We start from the raw sequence: 19,151 nt of genomic DNA on the forward strand, positions 1-19,151 counted from the left end.
ATAATACTACCAATATTAATTTTATCACTTTACTGTACAATGCTCAACGCAAAAAAGAACAGGCAACTGTAAAGACAGTTACCTGTTCTGAATATAGCTTATTATATCAGGACTAAAATATATTAGTTCTTCTTGTTCTCGTTGTAAGCTCTCTTAGCTTCCTCAAGACCAGCCTTAAGACCAGCAAGTCCAGCCTTAGCAACCTCAGCAGATGTCTCTGCAAGCTCCTTAGCTATAACCTGTGCCTTCTCAGCAGCCTCTTTAAGCTTTTCCTTTGTCTCGTCATCTACGAAAGACTTAGCTGTATCCTCGCACTTGTCGCACTTCTTAGCAGCCTTCTCAGCGATTGCAGCCTGTGCTGGTGTGCTATCCTACGACACTTTTTGTAATCCCTAAAAAATGGCGTAAAATAGAGGGTCCGAAGACCCTCATACTAAATAAACCTTTACTTTCATTTCTCCCACTAGACGAAAACGTCGATGTGGACCATAGTTAATCGCACAGCTCTTATTAATAAATGTTTCTGGAATATCATACGTACCTAAAAATAAATCATTACCTGAATCTACTACTGAGCTATAGTAACCGACTTTAGCTGGCGTGATGATTTCTGTTTTTTTTTACGATTCAACATGCTCTTCTTCCAATCCTTAGTATCCATATCAAAGACTTCGTTTCCATACTTCGGATTAAGATACCAGGAGAAAACGCCCTTGTCATAGACTATCTTATCTACAAATGCTTCTATTAAAGACTCAGGAATCTTCGCATCCGGATCAAATGCCTTCATATTAACAAATTCCTCTAAGCTTTTAACCTTATGCTTAAGCTCTTCCTCGCCTTCAGAATTCTGAATCTGTTGCTTAGATGTAGCATTGTGCTGTTGTAACTCTGCAATCTGATTCTCAATAGTTTGCTTCTTTTCTCGAAAAACTTCTCTAGAGATATCTCCATCAGCACACATCTCCATATACGTATTCAACTGACTACTAAGTTTATTGATATAGCGCAGATTGTCTTCCATCTGTTCTGTTTGGTTAGATACCGAAACCGCATTATCATCCAATTCACCAACCATCGCAATTGCTTCTTTATAAATTGCTTCACGATTACGAACCAACTTTTTAAAAATGAAGTCTGCTGCCACATCTAGCTTCCACTGCATGAACATGGAGTTATCGCAAACGCCATCAATACTAAGTCCCTTTTTTAAACGATGCTCTGGCGTACCTGTTCTAAGCTGTGCATAGCATTGATAACAAAAGGAAGGTTCGCCAGCTTTTGAAACATGAGCAAGTCTACGATTCATAGCGTGACCACATGTACATTTCACCTTGCTTCCATATACATGCGAATATGGAGCCTGACCGGAAGCAACTAAATTTCCTTTGGAATCCTTTTTATAAACTCTTCTCGATTCTCGAATCCTCATTGCCTCATCAAAATCTTCCTCTGAAATGATTCTCTGATGGTCACCTTCAACATAGATTTTCTCTACCTCCCCATGATTATTAATCTTCTTCTGTGTAAGATAATCTGGAACGAACTGCTTACGATATTCAATCCTTCCACAGTAAAAAGGATTCTGAAGGACTCGATTAATATTTCCCGCTTGCCATTTGGTAAGACCACTGGCAGTTTTTCGACCTTCCTGTTCCATCACATCTTGAATCTTACGAACACCACATCCGCTTAAATACAGTTCAAAAATGCGTTTGACAGTATCTGCTTGTTCTTCGTTTATAACCATCTGAGAGCCAACTCTGTCATAACCTAGAATATTTCCGTTTCCGTAGAGGACTCCATTTTTAAAGGAAATCAACTGTCCTGCCTTCACTCGCTGAGAAATCTTCTTGCTCTCATTCTGTGCCAAGGTAGCCATGATGGATAATCGAAGTTCTCCATCTTCGTCATTCATTGTCCAGATGTTATCCTCCGTAAACCATACCTCGACGCCCATTGCTTTCAACCTTCTGGTTTGCTGGAGTGTATCTACCGTATTTCTGGCAAACCGAGAAACTTCTCTTGTAATAATGAGATCAAACTTACCTTTTGCTGCATCATCCATCATCCTAAGAAATCCCTGTCTCTTATTGATGGATGTGCCGGTAATTCCTTCATCAATATATCTTTCAACCAAATCCCACTCAGGATGCCACCTAAGAAGCTCATCATAATACTGCACCTGATTTTCTAAGGCTGAAATCTGTGCCTCGTGTTCCGTAGAAACGCGAGCATATATAACCACTTTACGTCTCATACGTAAATACCTCCGTATTAGATTTTTGCCATGGCTTTTGTATACGCCTACATTGTATTTTTTTAATAAAAATCACTCAAGGATGTCACGGTGGTTCTTTTCAATCTGATGCAACTCCTCTTTCGTGATTTTTCCTTCCTTACACAGCTCTCTAATAATATCAATTGCTGCAAGTTTAATGGCTACCTCTTCTATTTGTCTTGATAGAGTTATGCTTCCGTCTGCGATTTGCATAAATCTTCCCCCTTCGTAAATCAAGCTGAACAATCAATGTCTCGTCAATCTGTTCATCCATTAATTCATCTGGTATCCTTCCTATATAAGTAATCAGTTTGTCTTTACTGATTGTTGTAATCTGTTCCGCCATAGATGCAGACTTCTTATCCAAGCCTCCGATTTTGTCAAGGATGGCATGTGTTGGAAACCATCGGCTTCTATGAATCTTAGTTGTAATTGGTATCACTGTAATGGTCGGCGAATACTTATTACCCTTGTCATTTTGAACAACAACTACTGGTCTTTCGCCCCTCTGAACTGATCCAATATTCTCTCCCAAATCAGCCAGATAAATGTCACCTCGTTTTATCTCTCTCATAACGCCTCCTTAGATGTAAAAAGGCACTCCTTGCCAGTACAACAAAGAGTGCCTTGAAACAATACAGTTATCTGTCTCTTATTTGTCCTCAACACCCCAGAGATACGGGAAATCACTAAGCGGCTGCAGCACAGCTCCATAGGTTCGTCCTCCTCGCGGTTCTCGCGTGGCTGCCCCCATTGCGTGTTCAGGTCATACCCTACTGGCTGTGGCTAGGCAGAAGTATCATTGTACCCGCATCCATCTACGCAAAGGCCGGTGCTACCGACTTTCCAGTGAGGCTATCTCGCTCAAGGCGGGCCTATGGTGCTCCAAAATACGGGAACGTACTTAGTGAATGTATATTCTGTTGTCAAGGATCGCAGGAGAAAAAAGTTCCTCCTACTTATTGGGACTGGGAGAGACGTTTTTGCAACCCATATCAGAAAAAAATTTATTTTTATTCCAACCCCAGCATATACCTCATAGTTTTAATTGCCTCTGCTATGCATTTATGAACTGCTTGGTGGCTTATGCCTTCTATAAAAGCAATATCTTCCTCAGTGGCTCCACAGTAGAAATACAGCATTAGACGATATTTCTGTGTATAAGAAAGCTGTTCATATGCGGTTTTGAGGTACACAGCATTTAACACATCATCAATTTCCAAACCTGATGAGATTTTATGAAGAACTTGTTGTTTTTCTTCAAGGCCTTCCATGTATCCCCTAGGATCATGACAACGAAGTGCTCTCTTCTTATGTTTCTCCTCATTACGGTTGTACTCCTTGAATGCTTCCGCTTGCTCCGGCGTAATCAAAAGCAACGGATTATACATTTCCAGCTCCTCTCCGTACTTCTGAAACAGTTCCTCACGAGACAAATCTGTAGCTACCGCCCATCTGCAGCCTCCCTGGATACCTGGATACTCAACCTCTAAACTGATAAGTTCATATTCTTTATTATTCATTGTTTCTGACCTCCGATTTTGAAATGGTTAATAGTTTCAAAACCGGCAGTCAGGGATATCTACCTACATAGGCTTCCCACTCATGCACTGATATTCACCATCAGAGCAACAGAAAGAAGCACTAAAAAAAGACGAAGCAAAACAGAGTACAATAATGTACTTCCTTCTGTTTTGCTCCGCCTTCCAACGATACTCAGCCGTTCCTAGCCGCTAACAAACTCTTGTCACCAACCAGCAAACCTTCCGACTAAGAATTATGCCGAATACGATGCCAGCACTAGGTGACTCATGTTATGCAATTGTAATTAGTCCTCTTCCAGAACTAGCTCTACATCAATATGGATAATCAGATCCTCACGCTCTGCTTCAATCTTAGAACCACAGTTCCTGCAATCCAGATCAATATCGTAATTTCTACCTCGAAATAGTCGTTGCCCACACTTCGGGCAAAAAAGCTTTATCTTTCTAGTTTTCACATCCTCCACGTCGCATACAACCTCCTCATAAACCATGTTTCCCCAATCGCGCCTAAGCGCCCCGTCGAAATCAAGCATCGTAAAAACGATATAGACGCGGTTCTTTTCATCCACCCAGCCATTCTCAGCTGATAAGCACATGCGGTCTAGTAACAGGCCATACAAAAGCTTCGATTCTGCAGATAACCTTTTGAAGCGTTCTTCTTTAAACAGTGCTTTTGGCACCCTTATAAATGAAAAAAGGTCGCTCTCGCGACCATAGAAATATTCAAACGTCATTTCTGCTTCCTCTTTTCCTTTAATTCTTTGATAATCTTACGGGTGCACCAGCCAATGCATGGCTGATGCGCCCCATAAGGACAACCTTTACAAGCAGAGGGCTTTTTCCAGCCACTCCATCCCATTACAAAGCTTCGCCTCCTCTCGCAATTGGACGCGAACCAATGTCCTTTGCAATATGCTCACGGCTCTTCTCCTGAAGCTTATCAAGTGTAGATTCACGCTTTCTGCTGGCTGTACGCTCCTCGTACTTTTCAGCAAGCTCGAAAACCTTCTCCTTGGAATCGTAGTGATAAACACTGTCGGTAAGGAGATCTTCCGGAGCAACTTCTGTCTCGTTGACCTGCTTTACCATGCCCTCAAGGTGGTTGATATCGAAGGTTCCATCATCTCTTACTAACAAAATCTCATGGATAGAACTTGGCAAAATAAAGAAGTCTCCACCGACACGCTCAGCTGCTTGCTCCATGAAATCCTGATAAGCAAGTACTCCAGCACCCTGAATCTTATCCGGCACAGTAGCTACAAATAATGGATCGTCTGGAAGCACCGGAATCATGTCCTTGGCTTCCGGTCCCATCATCTCTAAGAGAGTCTCAGCCATAGTCTGAATCACTGCAGGTCGCATGACCGGAGCATACTGTAATGCATCTGCGTGAAGCTGCTCTGCTGTAATACCATAGTTATCCATGAGCTGATTGGTTACTAAAATAGAACCTCTACCATCTGAATCGCTATCAAGTACAAATCGATACACAACAGCCATGTCCTCCATATTCTTATGGGGAACCTTCTCCAAAAGGTCTGCATTACGTTCAGCTGAAACCACCTCCATGGAAAGCTTTTCCTTCATCTGGTCATAATCCTGAATTGCATCCAGATTGAAATCCGGGTGATCGTGAAGTGCTCTGTCAGCCTTTTCAGCCACCTCGCTTACTAAGGTGTCATAGCTCATACCTCTGTCATAACGCTCGTAGATTTCAGTCATGTTGAGATTAACACCGATAATAGCATCCTCAGGCTTCACAGTGACTGCCTCATAATTCTGATTCATCTTCTGAACCGCATTAAGGTCGACACTGAACTTCTCACCTCCAGCTTCTAATCTCTCCTTCAAATCCTCCACAAACTGCTCTTTGAATTTCTCGTACTCCATTTCGTACCTCCTTTGAATAGTGAATAGTTACCGCGCTTAGGCGCAAAAAAAGAGCAGCTATCTTTCGATAACTGCTCTATGTAACATTCATTATTCAATTAGGTCTACAAACTGGAATTATCTTCTGATACCATTTTCATCAAAAGCTTTCTTAAGAGCTCTTTCCACAAACACAATTGAACCCAATATAGCCACAAGCTGTATTCCTTCAACAATAAGTGTCATATATCCAATTGCATTTTCACTCGAATGTGAAAAAGGTATCTGAATAATAATTGTCGAAATTAATAACAGCAATCCGAGTTTAAGCCACAACTTACCGCAATAATCATGTGCAAACTTCCATGTATCCATATTTTTTCTGGACATAGTTGTTCTGTATCCAATAATTCCATTAATCTCTTTTGGCGGATATTTGAACATAAAGAATCCACATATTAACATGATAATCGGAATTAATAAGTTACAGATAAACATCATAATATAAAAGCACATATTTATTCTCCTTTGCCCAACAAATACCGATTCTTAATTTCACTGCCTTCTATTATAGCTAATCCTCATACATCAAGAAATACCAAATCCTATATTAATCCCGCTATTCTCTGTTTCAGTACCCAGACAACATCCTCCTTATCTTTATCTCCAAGCTGATCAAAGATTCGATACAAAGAAATGTATCTATTAAATAGGATTTGTTCTTCAGATTGCTCTACATATTCTTCTAATAGAAGTTCTCGGACATCCACTTGGTAGATTCTAGAAAACTGAATAATCTCATCTGATGTTACCTGGCGTTCATTTGCTTCAATAGCTCTCAATGTTCTATCCGAGATATGCATATATTTAGCTGCTTCACTCTGAGAAAATCCTCGTTCTTCTCTTATCACTTTTAATTGTTTTGCTGTAAATCGACTCATACCAAAACCTCCTTCGACCGGAAGAAATCCTCCGGTTTTGAAAAAATCACCTTATTTTTCATGTCCTATTTTGAATAAATTTTAAAAATAAAAGTCCTATTTTGAAAGTATGGAACTTCGAAAATAGGACTGTCAGCTACGACACTTTTTTAGGCAAAAAATATAGAGAGTCCGAAGACTCTCTATACTATAAACGCTTTAAATTCAAGGCTTCTGGGAGTTTCAAAATCTTTCTTCTTCCCTGAAAATCAAGGAAAAATCAAGTTCTAAAACTCATTTTGAAGACCTAAAAAATCTCGTTTTTTATTAGTGCTTTTCGGCGATAGCTGCCTGTACCGCTATGTACAGTGGACATTAATTTATCGATTTCTGCCTTGCGCTTAAAACCAGTACAATCAACAGCCATGCACTCATTACCAAGCTTTGGATTAAGGTACCAACTGAAGACATCATGGTCGTAAATGATCTGATATACGTAGTAGTCAACTATAGTATCCGGGACCTTCTTATTCTTGGCATAGGCTTTCATATTTAGAATCTCTGCAAGATTCTCCATACGGTTGCCCTGTACATCGCTATCTTCGTCCTTGGTGATCTGTTTCCTGTACTCTGTATTCTGTTTTTCAAGTTCTTCGATTTGATTTTCGAGCCTGGCTTTCTTATCACGAAAGACTTCTCTGGTAATATCACCATCCATATAAAGGTCAACGAGATTGGCAATCTTATTGTTAATCTTGTTGATGGTGTCCTGGTTACTTTTAATAGAAGCAACGTTATCACTAGGTGAAGCTTCCAAGTCCTCAATGTCTTTGATAAGAGCGACCGCCTTGCTGTAAACCTCCTGTTTGTTACCAACAAACTTCTTGAAGATAAACTCACGCTGAACATCCAGCTTCCACTCTGCAAAGGTAGAATTATCACAGATGCCATCAACCGGAAGTCCCTTTTTCAAACGATGCTTAATTGTACCAGTTCGTAGCTGCTCATAGCATTGAAATGAATTGTTGGCAAAACCATTGGCATTGATGTGGTTGACCCTGCGATGCATGGCGTGACCACACTTGCACCTAAGCTTCTTTCCCCAGATGTTCTTGGCAGGACATCCACCAGTAGTGGTGCCTTTCTTGGTCTTGGCTGTACGAGTCTGCATTATGGATTGAACTCTGTCGAATTCTTCCGGTGTGATAATAGGCTCCTGTGTTCCATCTACGTATATACGTTCCACATCACCATGGTTATTAATCTTCTTCTGGGTCAGATAATCAGGAACGTATTGTTTCCTATATTCTATCCTTCCACAATAAAAAGAATTATGAAGAATACGGTTGATGTTACCGGCATGCCAATGAGTCAATCCTGACGCAGTCTTGTACCCCTCTTTTTCCATCAGGTCTTGGATTCTACGAACTCCATTACCATTCAGATATAAGTCAAAGATTCTGCGAACTGTCTTGGCCTGGTCTTTGTTCAAAACCAAATTACCACCCACACGATCATAACCAAGAATATTACCGTTGCCATACAGCACTCCATTTTTAAATGAAATCATTTGCCCGGCTTTTACTCTCTGGGATATCTTTTTGCTTTCATTTTGAGCTAAAGTAGCCATGATTGATAGACGAAGTTCTCCGTCCTCATCATTCAAAGTCCAGATATTGTCCTCTGTGAACCACACCTCCACTCCTAATGCTTTGAGGATTCTGGTCTGTTGCAGTGTATCCACTGTGTTTCTTGCAAACCTGGAAACCTCTCTTGTTATAATCAAATCAAACATTCCTGCTTTGGCATCCGCCATCATTTTCAAGAAGCTAGGTCGCTTATTGATGGATGTACCTGTAATACCTTCATCAATATACCTATCTACAAGTTCCCAATCTGGATGCCTTGCAAGTATCTCATCATAGTATTGCACCTGATTCTCAAGTGCAGAAATTTGTGCCTCATGTTCTGTAGATACACGGGCATAAATAGCGGCTTTTCTCGACATATGAATACCTCACATTATCTAATAAAGCCATACTAAGATAAAATAGTATGACTTTATTATAGACCAAATTCACTCAACTGGGATATTATTTTTCTTCCTTATATAATCCAGTTCTCGATCCGTAATCTTGCCATCCTTGTGAAGTTCCTTGACTAAAGCATAGGCACAGAGAAGTGTTACCATAGGCTTTTCTTCCTTTGGACATTTAAGAACCGGAAGTTCAACCTCACTCATGGCTCAATCCTCCCCTTCATATCCAACAGCTTCTGAGCAAGCTCTGTAAGCATACTCTTTCGAATGCGATAAACCCTGACCCTGGCCGATTCCACTGTGATACTAAGCTCATTTGAAATCTGCTCGTAGTCCTTCTCCCGATTCAGGAAAGGAATAATAATCTGACGATCTTCCGGTTGCAATTTGCTTAGCTGCAGATTGAACCTACGGAAATCCTTTTTCATCAGACAAAGCACCCGATGCCTATAGATCAGTTCATCACAATCCAATAGGCTGGCCAGATCTTCCTCAGACATGCTCTCATCGTTTACCATCTTTTCCAGAAGAACCAAACTAGATGCCTTATCCCAGGTAGGATTACTATAGGCACCAGAGCCCTGCACTCTAACACCCAGGTCACCAAGATTCTGGCGCTGAATGTATTGCTGCTCTGACTCGATGTCATTGATCAGGTCTTCCTGAAAACAATTGATGATGCCTTCAAACGTTGCATAGTTCAGATAGATTAATTTTGCTCTTTCCTCAGGCGAGCATTTACCATAATTAAGAGTTACTTCTGCTTTCGCACTCACTATTGCCTCCTTTTGAAAACTACAGTTAAGTCACGAAAGCGGCGCCGCTTTGTAACTGCCTTACATGTATTATGTTAATGCTGTGTTTATGCCTTGTAATTGCAAGAACTGTCACCTTTAGTAGACAATCTGTATACTTAAAGAACCATGAACAGTACCTTTAAGAATATAATCTGTTGATACATTCAATACATCCGACATCAATATCAACGTTGTTAGCGATGGCTCTCTCTTATCATTTTCATAATGTGATACTGCCGATTTTTCTATAAGAAGCTTTTCTGCCAACTGCTCCTGGGTAAGCCCAGCTCTCTTCCTTGCTGCTCTGATTCTCTGACCAATTGTTTTTTCCTCCATTACTCCACCTTTCCGGTGTCTGCAACGAAGGCTAAAATAGGTATAAAAAAAGAATGTCCGCAAAACTACACTAATAAATAGCTTTCGTTTTGCAGGCACTCTTCTGATTCTTGCTACAATAACCGCAAGACCTTATTTGGCTCTCGTTCACAAACTCTTGATTTTCAGCTGCTGCTCCTTTGTCTTTCTTTTAACGCCTAGGGCGACCAATTCAGCTGTCATCCTGAAAATCTCATTCATATTCAATTTTTACAGCGATTTTTGACCGAGTAGTAAGCCTTTAGCCTTGCGACCCTCTCTTGGTCTGCATCTGCCTTAAACCGTTTGTCTTCAAATACAGATACTTTGCTGTTTTTTACCGATATCACCAGAGGCTCACCGCACTCTGGACACGGCATACTAGAAGATGTCGATACTGCCTCCATAAGGAAGGCTCCGCATTTGGGACAAAAGGCGAGGCATGATTGTTGTTCTCCCTCCAATGTTGCCAAAACCTTTCCTCCTTCATAAATATTTTAGTCTCAACACCATATATTATAGAAGAAACCCGGTTTTTGTCAGTAAAACTGGCAGTGAAACTGCGGTCTTATTTTAGTCTTATTCACCAGATTCGATTCGTGCCAGAAGCTCTGCAACTTCCTTAGGAGATAACCTGGATTTTGCCACTTCCATCTGACGTATAGCCATGCCTTTCATGCCAATTTCTCCTGCCGCACAAAGATTCCAATACCATAAGTCTACGCTATCCCCTATTACATCCATACATCTGGTCGAAATATCTACAACCCTGGCGAAGTCCCTCTTCTCAAACAGTAGGCTACAAAGCTGAATGGATATCTGCGCATACTTCAAAGAATAGGTTGAAATAAGCGAGTAAATCCAATCATAGTCTCTATAAGCCGGCAATATTCCATGTCCATACATCTTAAAAGCTTTCATTAGAAGTCCAATTTTTTCATTTACATCCGCTGTAGTATTAGCTTCTTCAATAAGGGAATCAAAAGACATTAGATCTAGATGGATATTGTAGGCAGGATTAAGCTGAATTGCACCACCATTGGCAGTAACAATAAGTTTTTGTTGACCAAACATATTACCTGCCTGGTTTCCAAAATTATAGATATGATTTTTAAGATTGGCCGGATCAATTCCATCAGGATTCTCTCTAGAACGAATCCTTTCTGCCAAACTTTCCTTATCCATGGTATGATTTTCTGCTATGGCAAGAATAGTGATCAACTGACCAATTACCTTGTTTTCTATATCTGCTGATTTGAGAGTACCTTTTGAATTGCCAATCTGAAGATTGTTAAAAAGTGTGATAACGACATCATCCTCATTGTTCAAACATTCGCTGTAGGCACTGGAATTAGAAGTATTGTAAGCCTGAAGACGCACGATTTCCCCATATGTGGCAAAGACCATTTGCCTTAGTAATAATGGAATCTTTGAAAATCTCCTAGGATTCTTGACAGCAAGATACCCTTCAATACCCTGGTAATAAGGTACTCCAATCATGGATTTTACATTGAGTTGCTTGTAACGTTCCATCTCTTTTGGGAATCTGTGTCTAATATCAGCTTCATCCACCAGATACACCATGTTATGAGCTTTTAAGGCAGCAACCCAGCTGGCAAAATCCTCAGATGTTTCAAACTCCCTCATGCGAATCTGACCCATAGGACCAGTTTCAGCACTGTACCAAAACATTGGATTTAAGACATCAATATCTAGGTTGGAATTAAGAATGCCACACCAGTCAGCATCATAGAATTTGCAGGTAAGTTCCAATATTCTGAGAATCACATCCTTGGGTTCCAGTTCCTCGGAATACAGTACCTGCAGGTTATGAGTGTGCTGATTAGCAGCAGACATATAATCATGTAGTTCCCTTTCAGACAGCGAATCCATCATTTGCTGCTGCCGTTCCAACTCATCCTCCGTCTTAAATTGAATTTTCCTCATTTCTCAGTATTCCCCCTTTATAAAAATCTATTTTCCCTCCGCTTCTCTTTTCAATTCACAAAAACCACAAGCGTAAGTCATTATTGTCCTTCTGAATTCGTTATAATCACGCTGCTCCAAAGTATATGTAGCTCTTAGTTCGTCTGCAAGATCATCATAAAAATCTTTACTGGTTTTACTATCAGGACTAGTACCCTTGTAAAGATAATCTAAGCTGATTTCCAAAACCTCACTCATGGCTATAGCAGTCTCAATCTCAGGTACACGACCATTTTCAATACGTGAAATTGTCTCAGATGAACGATGAATAGCATTGCCCAATTCCGGTTGACTCATATTCATTTTATTGCGTGCCTCGGTAATCCTGTTTCCTATTGCAATAGGATCTAAATTCCTTTTAAAATCGATCTCTTCCATCATAAAAACTCCTTGAAATAGTATTAAATTCACCCAATTTCTATGTTAGAAAAATCGATATTTCATCTAAATGATTTATACGTCAAAATCCCGCCATATACATTGACGTATACGTCAATGCATCAAAAAAATAGCTGCCCCATCAGGAGCAGCCATCACTGTAACTATGTATTATTATTTTAACTTAGCCCCATCTTTGAAAGCATTGCCAACTACATCGCCAAGGGCAACATAGGTATTGTTCACTGGATCAAAAGTAATAGGCTGAAGCTTCTTAGGATCAATCTTCCCATCGGCAAGAACGCTCTCATCCGCATTTACGTTAACAATCTCTCCCACCATATGTCCGGTAGAAGGATCATAACTTACGAGTGTGCATTCAATAGCCATAGGAAGCTCATTGATAATAGGTGCATCAACTTTCTCTGACTTGGTTACTGTAAATCCCGCTTTAGCAAGCTTATCAGGCACCTTATTTGCGCTCTCGATGCCAACATAATCACATTCTACCACATGTTTCACATCGGCCATTGATACCGTAAAAGCCTTCTTTGCCAAGATGTTCTTCACGGTCTTGTGTCCTGAAGAAAGGCACATTGCTACCTGTGTAGTATCATTGATTCCTGTCCACGCTGCGTTCATAGCATCTGCATTTCCATCCTCATCGTAGGATGCAATAATCCATACTGGCTGTGGATAACTCCATGGTTTTGCTCCAAAATCTTGTCTCATCGTACTTTCCTCCTTAAATATTTCTTATAAGCTATTTTTTTATAAAAGCAGAATCCTTTTCACCTGTGTAGTAAATATTTACTGTAATAGCCATTGTATCGCCTCCGTTATTACGTCATCATTCATCCGGCTGCTGTCCATCGTGAGGCAGCCACTTACACTCTGTCAGCTCCATGTTGGTAAAGGTTGCCTTAAAGGATGAATCTTCCGGGCTGCATGCATAGATACCAAAGCTGACCTCGCCCTTAGCTTCCCAGACATGACAAACACGCATCTGCCTGTATCTGATTCCATCTTCACTGCACTCTATACAGAAGTCATCTTCTCTTCTGCTCAGGCGATACCACATTGATTTTATTGATGCATCTATTTCTGTAGTTGCCCAATCAGAATAGCCATGATTAGTTACAACGCTGCCTAAATGCTGAAAGTCATCGTTTTCATACTCTATAGAACCCTTCAGCCAGTTCTCGCTGTCCAGATACATTACAACACCACACTGGTCAAAACGATGCTTACTGTCAAACTCGGTTTTCACAGTAAAAGAAAAGAACTTCTCATCTGTCGTCATTTGAAGAACAGGGGCATTATCATTCCTGAAATGATAGTACGTCCTCTGCCACAGATCTGTATGTGGTGCCGTAACTACTTCAATCTTATCTTCATCGATATGACATTCCTTTGGTTCTCTTGTCCATATCAGATCATGTACATTAAAATTCATAATAGCCGCTCTCCTCTCCTATCACCTGCTTAGGGCTGCTATCTCATCAGCTAAAGCATCATAAAACCTTGCCAGGTGTATACCATCCACCAAAGCATGATGTGCCAATACAGTTACAGGCATCGTCACAGAACCATCAGCACCTTTTGAATACTTGCCCCATGTAAACCTTGGATTTGACTCATCACCACCGGCAACAGGCTGAACAATCGCCGAGTAATGAAGCCATGGAACCGTTGAAATAAAATACATGCTCTCCACGTTTTCATCTTCCTCTATGCCCTTATTATTACATGCCTCCCGGCTATCTCGGGCATAATCAAAATATTCATCTAAAGTCATATGGTGTTTTAGAGTGCAATAGCAATAAGATGAATCTTCCAGTAACTCTATATGTGACGTCGGACATTCTGAATATTCAACAATCTTATCACCATGGATCCTCTGTCTGAACTCAGGGATGCTGTCCGCCGCCAAAGCCACCAAATGCAAAAACGTCAGGTAAAAAGAATGGTTATTATCTTTTGAATAACGCAGAGCCTTGGTCACATCAACATCTACAGTAATGCCAACGTATGGATATGAAAGGCTCCTGAAATAATCAAAATGGGCTCGTCTAGCATAACTGCTCATATCAATATTTTTTACCGGTACGTTTTTCTTCATCTTTCAACGCTCCTAAAAAAAAATTACAATACCATCACAAGTGTCCCTGCTGTAATAAGAACTGCTCCAATAGCAGACTTAACCGTAAACTGCTCGTGAAGAAATATAAATGCCAGAGCAAGAGTAATAACAACGCTCAGTTTATCAATTGGTACAACTTTGGATGCCTCTCCCATCTGAAGTGCCTTGTAATAGCACAGCCATGAAGCTCCTGTTGCCAGACCTGAAAGAATTAGAAATATCCAACTTTTCCTGCTGATCTCTGATATTCCGGTCTGTGCATGTGTGATAAATACCATCATCCACGCCATGCCAACTACCACAACCGTCCTGATTGCAGTTGCAAGATTTGAATTAACACCTTCAATACCTATCTTTGCAAGTATAGACGTCAGTGCTGCAAATATGGCTGACAGCAAAGCAAATAACCACCACATGATAATCCCCCACTTTTGTTTTATATCTGAATATCTGATACAGCAAACAGAGCTGCTTCTCCACTAATCCTGATACGTCCATCTCCTGCAAGACTGCAATGAAGCGTTCCGCCACGCTTAGATGCCTGATAAGCCACGATATCATTCTTTCCTAAAACACCTGCCCAGTAGTCAGCAATCTGACAGTGTGCAGAACCGCAAACCGGGTCTTCAGGAATTGACAGCTTTGGGCAAAAGCTTCTTGATACACAGTCAGTTTCCTTGCCCCTTGCAGTGACATTCTGGATACGTCCCGGTATCTTTTTCAGAAGTTCCTGGTCAGGTGCCATTGTCCTGACTGTATCTTCATCCACAAACACACATACAAGATCAAGGCCAAGGACCGCCTTTATAGGTCGTGTTCCAAAGGCTTTTTCCATATCATCTGTAACGGGTACCTCTTTAAGCTCATAGGTAGGGAAATCCATCTCATACAGATTTCCTTTCCTTGTTACTGTAAGCTTACCACTAAGAGTATTAAACTCCACCTTGCCAGCACCTGAATCGTAGTAGTTCAAAATAACAAATGATGAAGCTAGTGTCGCATGGCCGCACAGTTCAACCTCTGTACCTGGTGTAAACCATCTGAGGTGATATCCTTTATCTTCTTTTACGATAAATGCAGTCTCAGATAGATTGTTCTCAGCTGCAATCTGCATCATCACGCTGTCATCAAGCCATTTATCCATAACACAGACAGCCGCAGGATTACCTGAAAAAATCCTATCTGTAAAAGCATCAACTATGTACTGTTTCATTATTCCTGCACTTCCTTGAACTTCATAGCAAATGTCTTTATCCGCTCAACAAGCTCCGGTGTAAACTCTGCTCCTCTAAAACCAATATCAAGCATTCCTTCAAGCACCCATTTAATACACAGGTCTTCCTCTGAGCATTTCACGTTATTGTTCTTGCAAAACTTACGAATCTGCTTGATGACATTAGAAAACTCATTACAGGTAGCAAAAGGAACAATCTCTCCTACGAGTGACAGATCAGTACTCTCAAGGAATGTTTTGATAGCCTCATTGTGTCGCTTAACATAGAGGCCTCCGCCTATAAAAAGGTAATCAACATGCTCAGTAATTGGCACATCAAGACTCTGTGCCTCAACACCAAGAACCTCTGCCATGATATTTGCTACCTTCTGTGTTTTACCACCCCTGGATTGATATCTGATTGCATATTTCATAGGTCATATCCTCCCATTTACAAACTCAAATGCTGCCTTGAATCAACTCCATCCTTCTTGAAATCAGTGTTCAAAAAGTCGATTTCCTTCGGCGTAATCTTAATCAGATTGATTGGCTCAGCCATCTTCTTTACAGCATCCACCGGAATCTTTTTATATTCCAGGAGCTGGATGTATTCTTCTGAAAAATGCTCTATCACATCAGCTACACCTTCAATCTGCATACCATGAAGAGAGCCAAACTCAGCACTTTCCTCATAGATTGCCAGGCATACATTCTTGTTATCCTTTAAAGCCTTAAACTTCAGACCACCTTCTGAGAAAAGCCAGAAGATGCCATCAATGTAGTTGTACTCGATAGGTGTATTTCTAACAAAGTCACCGCACCCTGTAGCCAGAGCACAGACCTTGTGCTTTCCTATAAATTCATCCGCTGCGCTTTTAAGTGCAGCCTCATCCATTTTCTTTGAGTCCTTACGCCCCCAAAAGGAAGCAGCCTTGTCATAATCCATCATCATATTCCCCCGTTAGTTGTTATTTTTCAGTCTTCCTCAAATCCTCTATAAAGCATTTCATTGTATGCTGCATTGGCAGCTTCACTGGCCTTCTTATCACGCCAGGCATCTATCTCACTGCAGATAGCAAGCATTTCATCCACTACAAGCTCTGCAGACTTCGGCTTTACATTATCCAGATAAGAAATCATTCGATACATTGCCTTGGGGCTACCAAGCTGCTTGGCAATTGCATCTCCAAGCTCTGCAGGAAAGCCAAGCTTATGTAGAGACATATTCAGTTCATCTCTGGCTCTCGCCCATTCCTGTCTACTATTCATAACAATTCCAAGAACACCTTATTCAATGGTTCCCAATCTGGATAACGATCATCAGAAGTATCTTCTAACATATCCTTGTAATAAAAAATATTCTTCAACAGATATTCACTGATTTTAACAAGCCTCTTGTCCTTGTCGCTCTCAGCCATTTTTATCTTTCTGGCAACCAGCTTTGCCACAGGCTCTTTCATCTCTTCCTCAAGGACGGTATCAACCAAATCCTGGAACAGCACTGGTGGTGGACATTTCTTCTGCTCAATCCACTTTGCTGCAAGGATTGGACGTAAAGCATAGAAATACTTCTTATACTTTACATACTCGGCATTGAGATATTCATTATAGGTTTTATTGGCTGTACCATAATAATGATACATAGAGGACTTGCAAGAAAAATACTGCTTACCTACCTCATAAACCTTTTTCCACTCATCGGTAGTTCTATATACGACCGGAGAATTAGCCCACTCATAGAGTGTTGCATTGGATTTATGAAAATGCTGTAGTACCTTCTTAATATCCCAACCGTTGATATCAAGAGTTTCATCCAACTCCCAATCAAGGGTATCCTTTATGGTTTCAAGCCTAAGGTAATCCTCCTTGCGACGCACATATATAAATCGCACATCATAATCGCTATCTGGAGATGCAAATCCCCAGGCACGACTACCTGATTCCACGGCATGTAGTATTTTCACATGCTCTTTTTCTTCAATCTCATCCAGCTTCATATTGACGAGATCTTTTATATCGCCTTCAAAATCCTTATATTTCATCCTTAATCACCTTCTCATTTACTGACATAACATATTCCTGAACCCTCTTCATATCCGGCTCGTCAGGGAGTTCTGTATGCTCAGCCGCATAATGTAGCTTGTTCTCATAATTAGACAGCATCTCGTAAAACTCCTCGCGGAATGTGCCATCTTCCTTCTGATAATCCCCACGTCTGATAGCCAGAAGTAAGTCATGCTCCTTGTCTCGATAGGTTTTTACTTCCTGCTTTTCCAGGATATCAATAGCCATCATGAACAGACGCATCAGATGCATCGCATGCTTATTTAAGTGATTATCATCTTTCTTCTTGTTACGCTTGCCTATTTTGTCATAATCCTTTACTACATTAGCAAGTTCATTCCACATGCTCTTATAATCTCTGAGTGGATAATGATCAAGATTGGCATCAACAAAAATCTCTTTTTCAAACTCCGGATTTACGGCATCATCTATATAAATCTTCATGCTCCCGTTTTCAAAAGTATCGTAGCGACCATTGAAGCTGTAAATCACGTTCTTAACAGAATTAAAGATGTGCTGTTCCCTCTCAGCCTGAGGGAAAGAATCCCTTGCCAGAGCATTTTGCAGACGTCGAAGTTGAGCATCTGCGTAACCTCCAAATGACTGGATAGCCCTCTTAGATAAAAACAACTTTGTATTATCAATCAGGCTCTGTCCTATGTCATTCAAATATAAATAATGCTCCTTATTAAGTCCCAACAGCTCAATCGTGTTGGGATTACAATTAAGAAGCAACGTAATCATCTTATTAAAGGCATAAATAACTGAATCGGTCTGGTCGTCAACATATTGCTCATATTCAGTAAGACCGATTAAGTCAGATTTCATGTTAAGGGCAACGCCCCTGACATCTATATCACTGTTATCATTATTGGTACCATAGGAATAGCTTCCTGCAAGCCCAAGTAATATCACATGCTTGCCAAGATGCTCATTGGTACGTATAAAATCATATTCAGGTTGATTTAGTAAGTTCTTTATATCTACCAATTTTTCCTCCGTTTAACTACATCCAGTTATCAAACTCAGCTTGAGCTGATGCATACTCTCCTGCAGAGAATGCACATAAAAGTACATCAATATCATAGTCAGGATAATCTTCCGTAAACTTCTTGTATGCTCTACAGCATTGTTTTGTAGACTCACCTGCTGGATTACTTAATGAGCCACCAAAAATGCCAGCACTAATAAGCGGGAATGAAATACTATGGTATCCATTGTCCATCATCACTTTTAATGAATTGTAATATGCATCAAACAGTTCCTTAAAGGCCTTAGGAGTAGCACCAAAGTTAGGTCCAACTGCATGAATAATTGCCTTTGCATTGGTCATATTGCAGGCAGACGTAATAACAGCATCTCCATCATTAAGTGGTGTCTTGTGCTTCTTGCACTCAGCAGTCAGCTGGTTCATTCCTGCCTTTGAGAAGATAACTCCGCAAATTCCACCGCCAGCCCAAAGCCCATTGTTAGCCGCATTGACAACAACATCAACATTCTGGTCGGCACAGGATGCATTTATCAATTTCAAATCGCTCATTTTACGTTTCCCCCTAGGATTGTC

Annotated in this window: 24 protein-coding genes and 1 pseudogene; all 25 read right to left on the reverse strand. The window is 40.6% G+C overall.

What is annotated here, in order from left to right; translation table 11 throughout:
• Nucleotides 1-568 precede the first annotated feature (568 nt).
• Nucleotides 569-2,260 carry a recombinase family protein gene (locus tag BLO53_RS15185; RefSeq protein WP_092063401.1) on the reverse strand — a complete coding sequence of 564 codons (1,692 nt, stop codon included), beginning with the start codon at nt 2,258-2,260 and terminating at the stop codon, nt 569-571.
• A gap of 175 nt (nt 2,261-2,435) precedes the next feature.
• Nucleotides 2,436-2,855 (reverse strand): type II toxin-antitoxin system PemK/MazF family toxin, encoded by a 420-nt coding sequence (locus tag BLO53_RS15190; protein WP_092063404.1) that lies wholly within the window; start codon nt 2,853-2,855, stop codon nt 2,436-2,438.
• 439 nt (nt 2,856-3,294) lie between these two features.
• Nucleotides 3,295-3,804 carry a hypothetical protein gene (locus tag BLO53_RS15195; RefSeq protein ID WP_092063407.1) on the reverse strand — a complete coding sequence of 170 codons (510 nt, stop codon included), beginning with the start codon at nt 3,802-3,804 and terminating at the stop codon, nt 3,295-3,297.
• A gap of 545 nt (nt 3,805-4,349) precedes the next feature.
• Nucleotides 4,350-4,559 (reverse strand): annotated as a pseudogene (locus BLO53_RS20015) (replication initiator protein A); the annotation flags it as partial.
• Nucleotides 4,560-4,683: 124 nt separating this feature from the next.
• Complete coding sequence (locus tag BLO53_RS15205; RefSeq protein WP_092063413.1) at nt 4,684-5,715, reverse strand: DUF5688 family protein; 1,032 nt, start codon at nt 5,713-5,715, stop codon at nt 4,684-4,686.
• Between the two features lie 117 nt (nt 5,716-5,832).
• On the reverse strand, nt 5,833-6,138 hold the full coding sequence (locus BLO53_RS15210; RefSeq protein ID WP_330388934.1) for an SdpI family protein: 306 nt from the start codon (nt 6,136-6,138) through the stop codon (nt 5,833-5,835).
• 161 nt (nt 6,139-6,299) lie between these two features.
• On the reverse strand, nt 6,300-6,635 hold the full coding sequence (locus BLO53_RS15215; protein WP_092063418.1) for a helix-turn-helix transcriptional regulator: 336 nt from the start codon (nt 6,633-6,635) through the stop codon (nt 6,300-6,302).
• Nucleotides 6,636-6,921: 286 nt separating this feature from the next.
• On the reverse strand, nt 6,922-8,622 hold the full coding sequence (locus BLO53_RS15220) for a recombinase family protein (RefSeq protein ID WP_092063421.1): 1,701 nt from the start codon (nt 8,620-8,622) through the stop codon (nt 6,922-6,924).
• Between the two features lie 69 nt (nt 8,623-8,691).
• A complete protein-coding gene (locus BLO53_RS19305; RefSeq protein ID WP_176757312.1) occupies nt 8,692-8,856 on the reverse strand; it encodes a hypothetical protein in 165 nt (54 codons plus the stop codon).
• On the reverse strand, nt 8,853-9,428 hold the full coding sequence (locus BLO53_RS15225; RefSeq protein ID WP_092063424.1) for a sigma-70 family RNA polymerase sigma factor: 576 nt from the start codon (nt 9,426-9,428) through the stop codon (nt 8,853-8,855). The genes BLO53_RS19305 and BLO53_RS15225 overlap by 4 nt, the downstream gene beginning before the upstream one ends.
• A gap of 117 nt (nt 9,429-9,545) precedes the next feature.
• Entirely contained in the window at nt 9,546-9,785 is a 240-nt protein-coding gene (locus BLO53_RS15230) for a helix-turn-helix domain-containing protein (protein ID WP_092063428.1), read from the reverse strand.
• A gap of 242 nt (nt 9,786-10,027) precedes the next feature.
• Complete coding sequence (locus tag BLO53_RS15235; RefSeq protein ID WP_092063431.1) at nt 10,028-10,276, reverse strand: hypothetical protein; 249 nt, start codon at nt 10,274-10,276, stop codon at nt 10,028-10,030.
• Nucleotides 10,277-10,382: 106 nt separating this feature from the next.
• Nucleotides 10,383-11,750: a hypothetical protein gene (locus BLO53_RS15240; RefSeq protein WP_092063435.1), complete on the reverse strand. Its 1,368-nt coding sequence runs from the start codon at nt 11,748-11,750 to the stop codon at nt 10,383-10,385.
• 27 nt (nt 11,751-11,777) lie between these two features.
• Complete coding sequence (locus tag BLO53_RS15245; protein WP_092063438.1) at nt 11,778-12,170, reverse strand: helix-turn-helix domain-containing protein; 393 nt, start codon at nt 12,168-12,170, stop codon at nt 11,778-11,780.
• 171 nt (nt 12,171-12,341) lie between these two features.
• Nucleotides 12,342-12,899: a flavin reductase family protein gene (locus BLO53_RS15250; protein ID WP_092063441.1), complete on the reverse strand. Its 558-nt coding sequence runs from the start codon at nt 12,897-12,899 to the stop codon at nt 12,342-12,344.
• 118 nt (nt 12,900-13,017) lie between these two features.
• Nucleotides 13,018-13,623, reverse strand: a complete 606-nt coding sequence (locus BLO53_RS15255) for a DUF1349 domain-containing protein (RefSeq protein WP_092063444.1) — start codon at nt 13,621-13,623, stop codon at nt 13,018-13,020.
• A gap of 21 nt (nt 13,624-13,644) precedes the next feature.
• Entirely contained in the window at nt 13,645-14,289 is a 645-nt protein-coding gene (locus BLO53_RS15260; RefSeq protein WP_092063447.1) for a CatA-like O-acetyltransferase, read from the reverse strand.
• A gap of 23 nt (nt 14,290-14,312) precedes the next feature.
• Complete coding sequence (locus BLO53_RS15265) at nt 14,313-14,726, reverse strand: EamA family transporter (protein ID WP_092063450.1); 414 nt, start codon at nt 14,724-14,726, stop codon at nt 14,313-14,315.
• Between the two features lie 20 nt (nt 14,727-14,746).
• Nucleotides 14,747-15,523, reverse strand: coding sequence for a PhzF family phenazine biosynthesis protein (locus tag BLO53_RS15270; protein WP_092063453.1), 777 nt, complete (start codon nt 15,521-15,523; stop codon nt 14,747-14,749).
• A complete protein-coding gene (locus BLO53_RS15275; protein WP_092063456.1) occupies nt 15,523-15,957 on the reverse strand; it encodes a flavodoxin family protein in 435 nt (144 codons plus the stop codon). The genes BLO53_RS15270 and BLO53_RS15275 overlap by 1 nt, the downstream gene beginning before the upstream one ends.
• 17 nt (nt 15,958-15,974) lie before the next feature.
• On the reverse strand, nt 15,975-16,475 hold the full coding sequence (locus BLO53_RS15280) for a pyridoxamine 5'-phosphate oxidase family protein (RefSeq protein ID WP_330388935.1): 501 nt from the start codon (nt 16,473-16,475) through the stop codon (nt 15,975-15,977).
• A 23-nt stretch (nt 16,476-16,498) separates the two neighbouring features.
• Nucleotides 16,499-16,792 (reverse strand): hypothetical protein, encoded by a 294-nt coding sequence (locus BLO53_RS15285; RefSeq protein WP_092063459.1) that lies wholly within the window; start codon nt 16,790-16,792, stop codon nt 16,499-16,501.
• Nucleotides 16,789-17,565, reverse strand: a complete 777-nt coding sequence (locus BLO53_RS15290; RefSeq protein WP_092063462.1) for a nucleotidyltransferase domain-containing protein — start codon at nt 17,563-17,565, stop codon at nt 16,789-16,791. The genes BLO53_RS15285 and BLO53_RS15290 overlap by 4 nt, the downstream gene beginning before the upstream one ends.
• On the reverse strand, nt 17,555-18,577 hold the full coding sequence (locus BLO53_RS15295; protein ID WP_092063465.1) for a nucleotidyltransferase domain-containing protein: 1,023 nt from the start codon (nt 18,575-18,577) through the stop codon (nt 17,555-17,557). The genes BLO53_RS15290 and BLO53_RS15295 overlap by 11 nt, the downstream gene beginning before the upstream one ends.
• A 16-nt stretch (nt 18,578-18,593) precedes the next feature.
• Complete coding sequence (locus tag BLO53_RS15300) at nt 18,594-19,127, reverse strand: macro domain-containing protein (protein WP_092063468.1); 534 nt, start codon at nt 19,125-19,127, stop codon at nt 18,594-18,596.
• Nucleotides 19,128-19,151 lie beyond the last annotated feature (24 nt).

Source organism: Butyrivibrio sp. INlla14 (assembly GCF_900102515.1).
GTDB lineage: Bacteria > Bacillota > Clostridia > Lachnospirales > Lachnospiraceae > Butyrivibrio.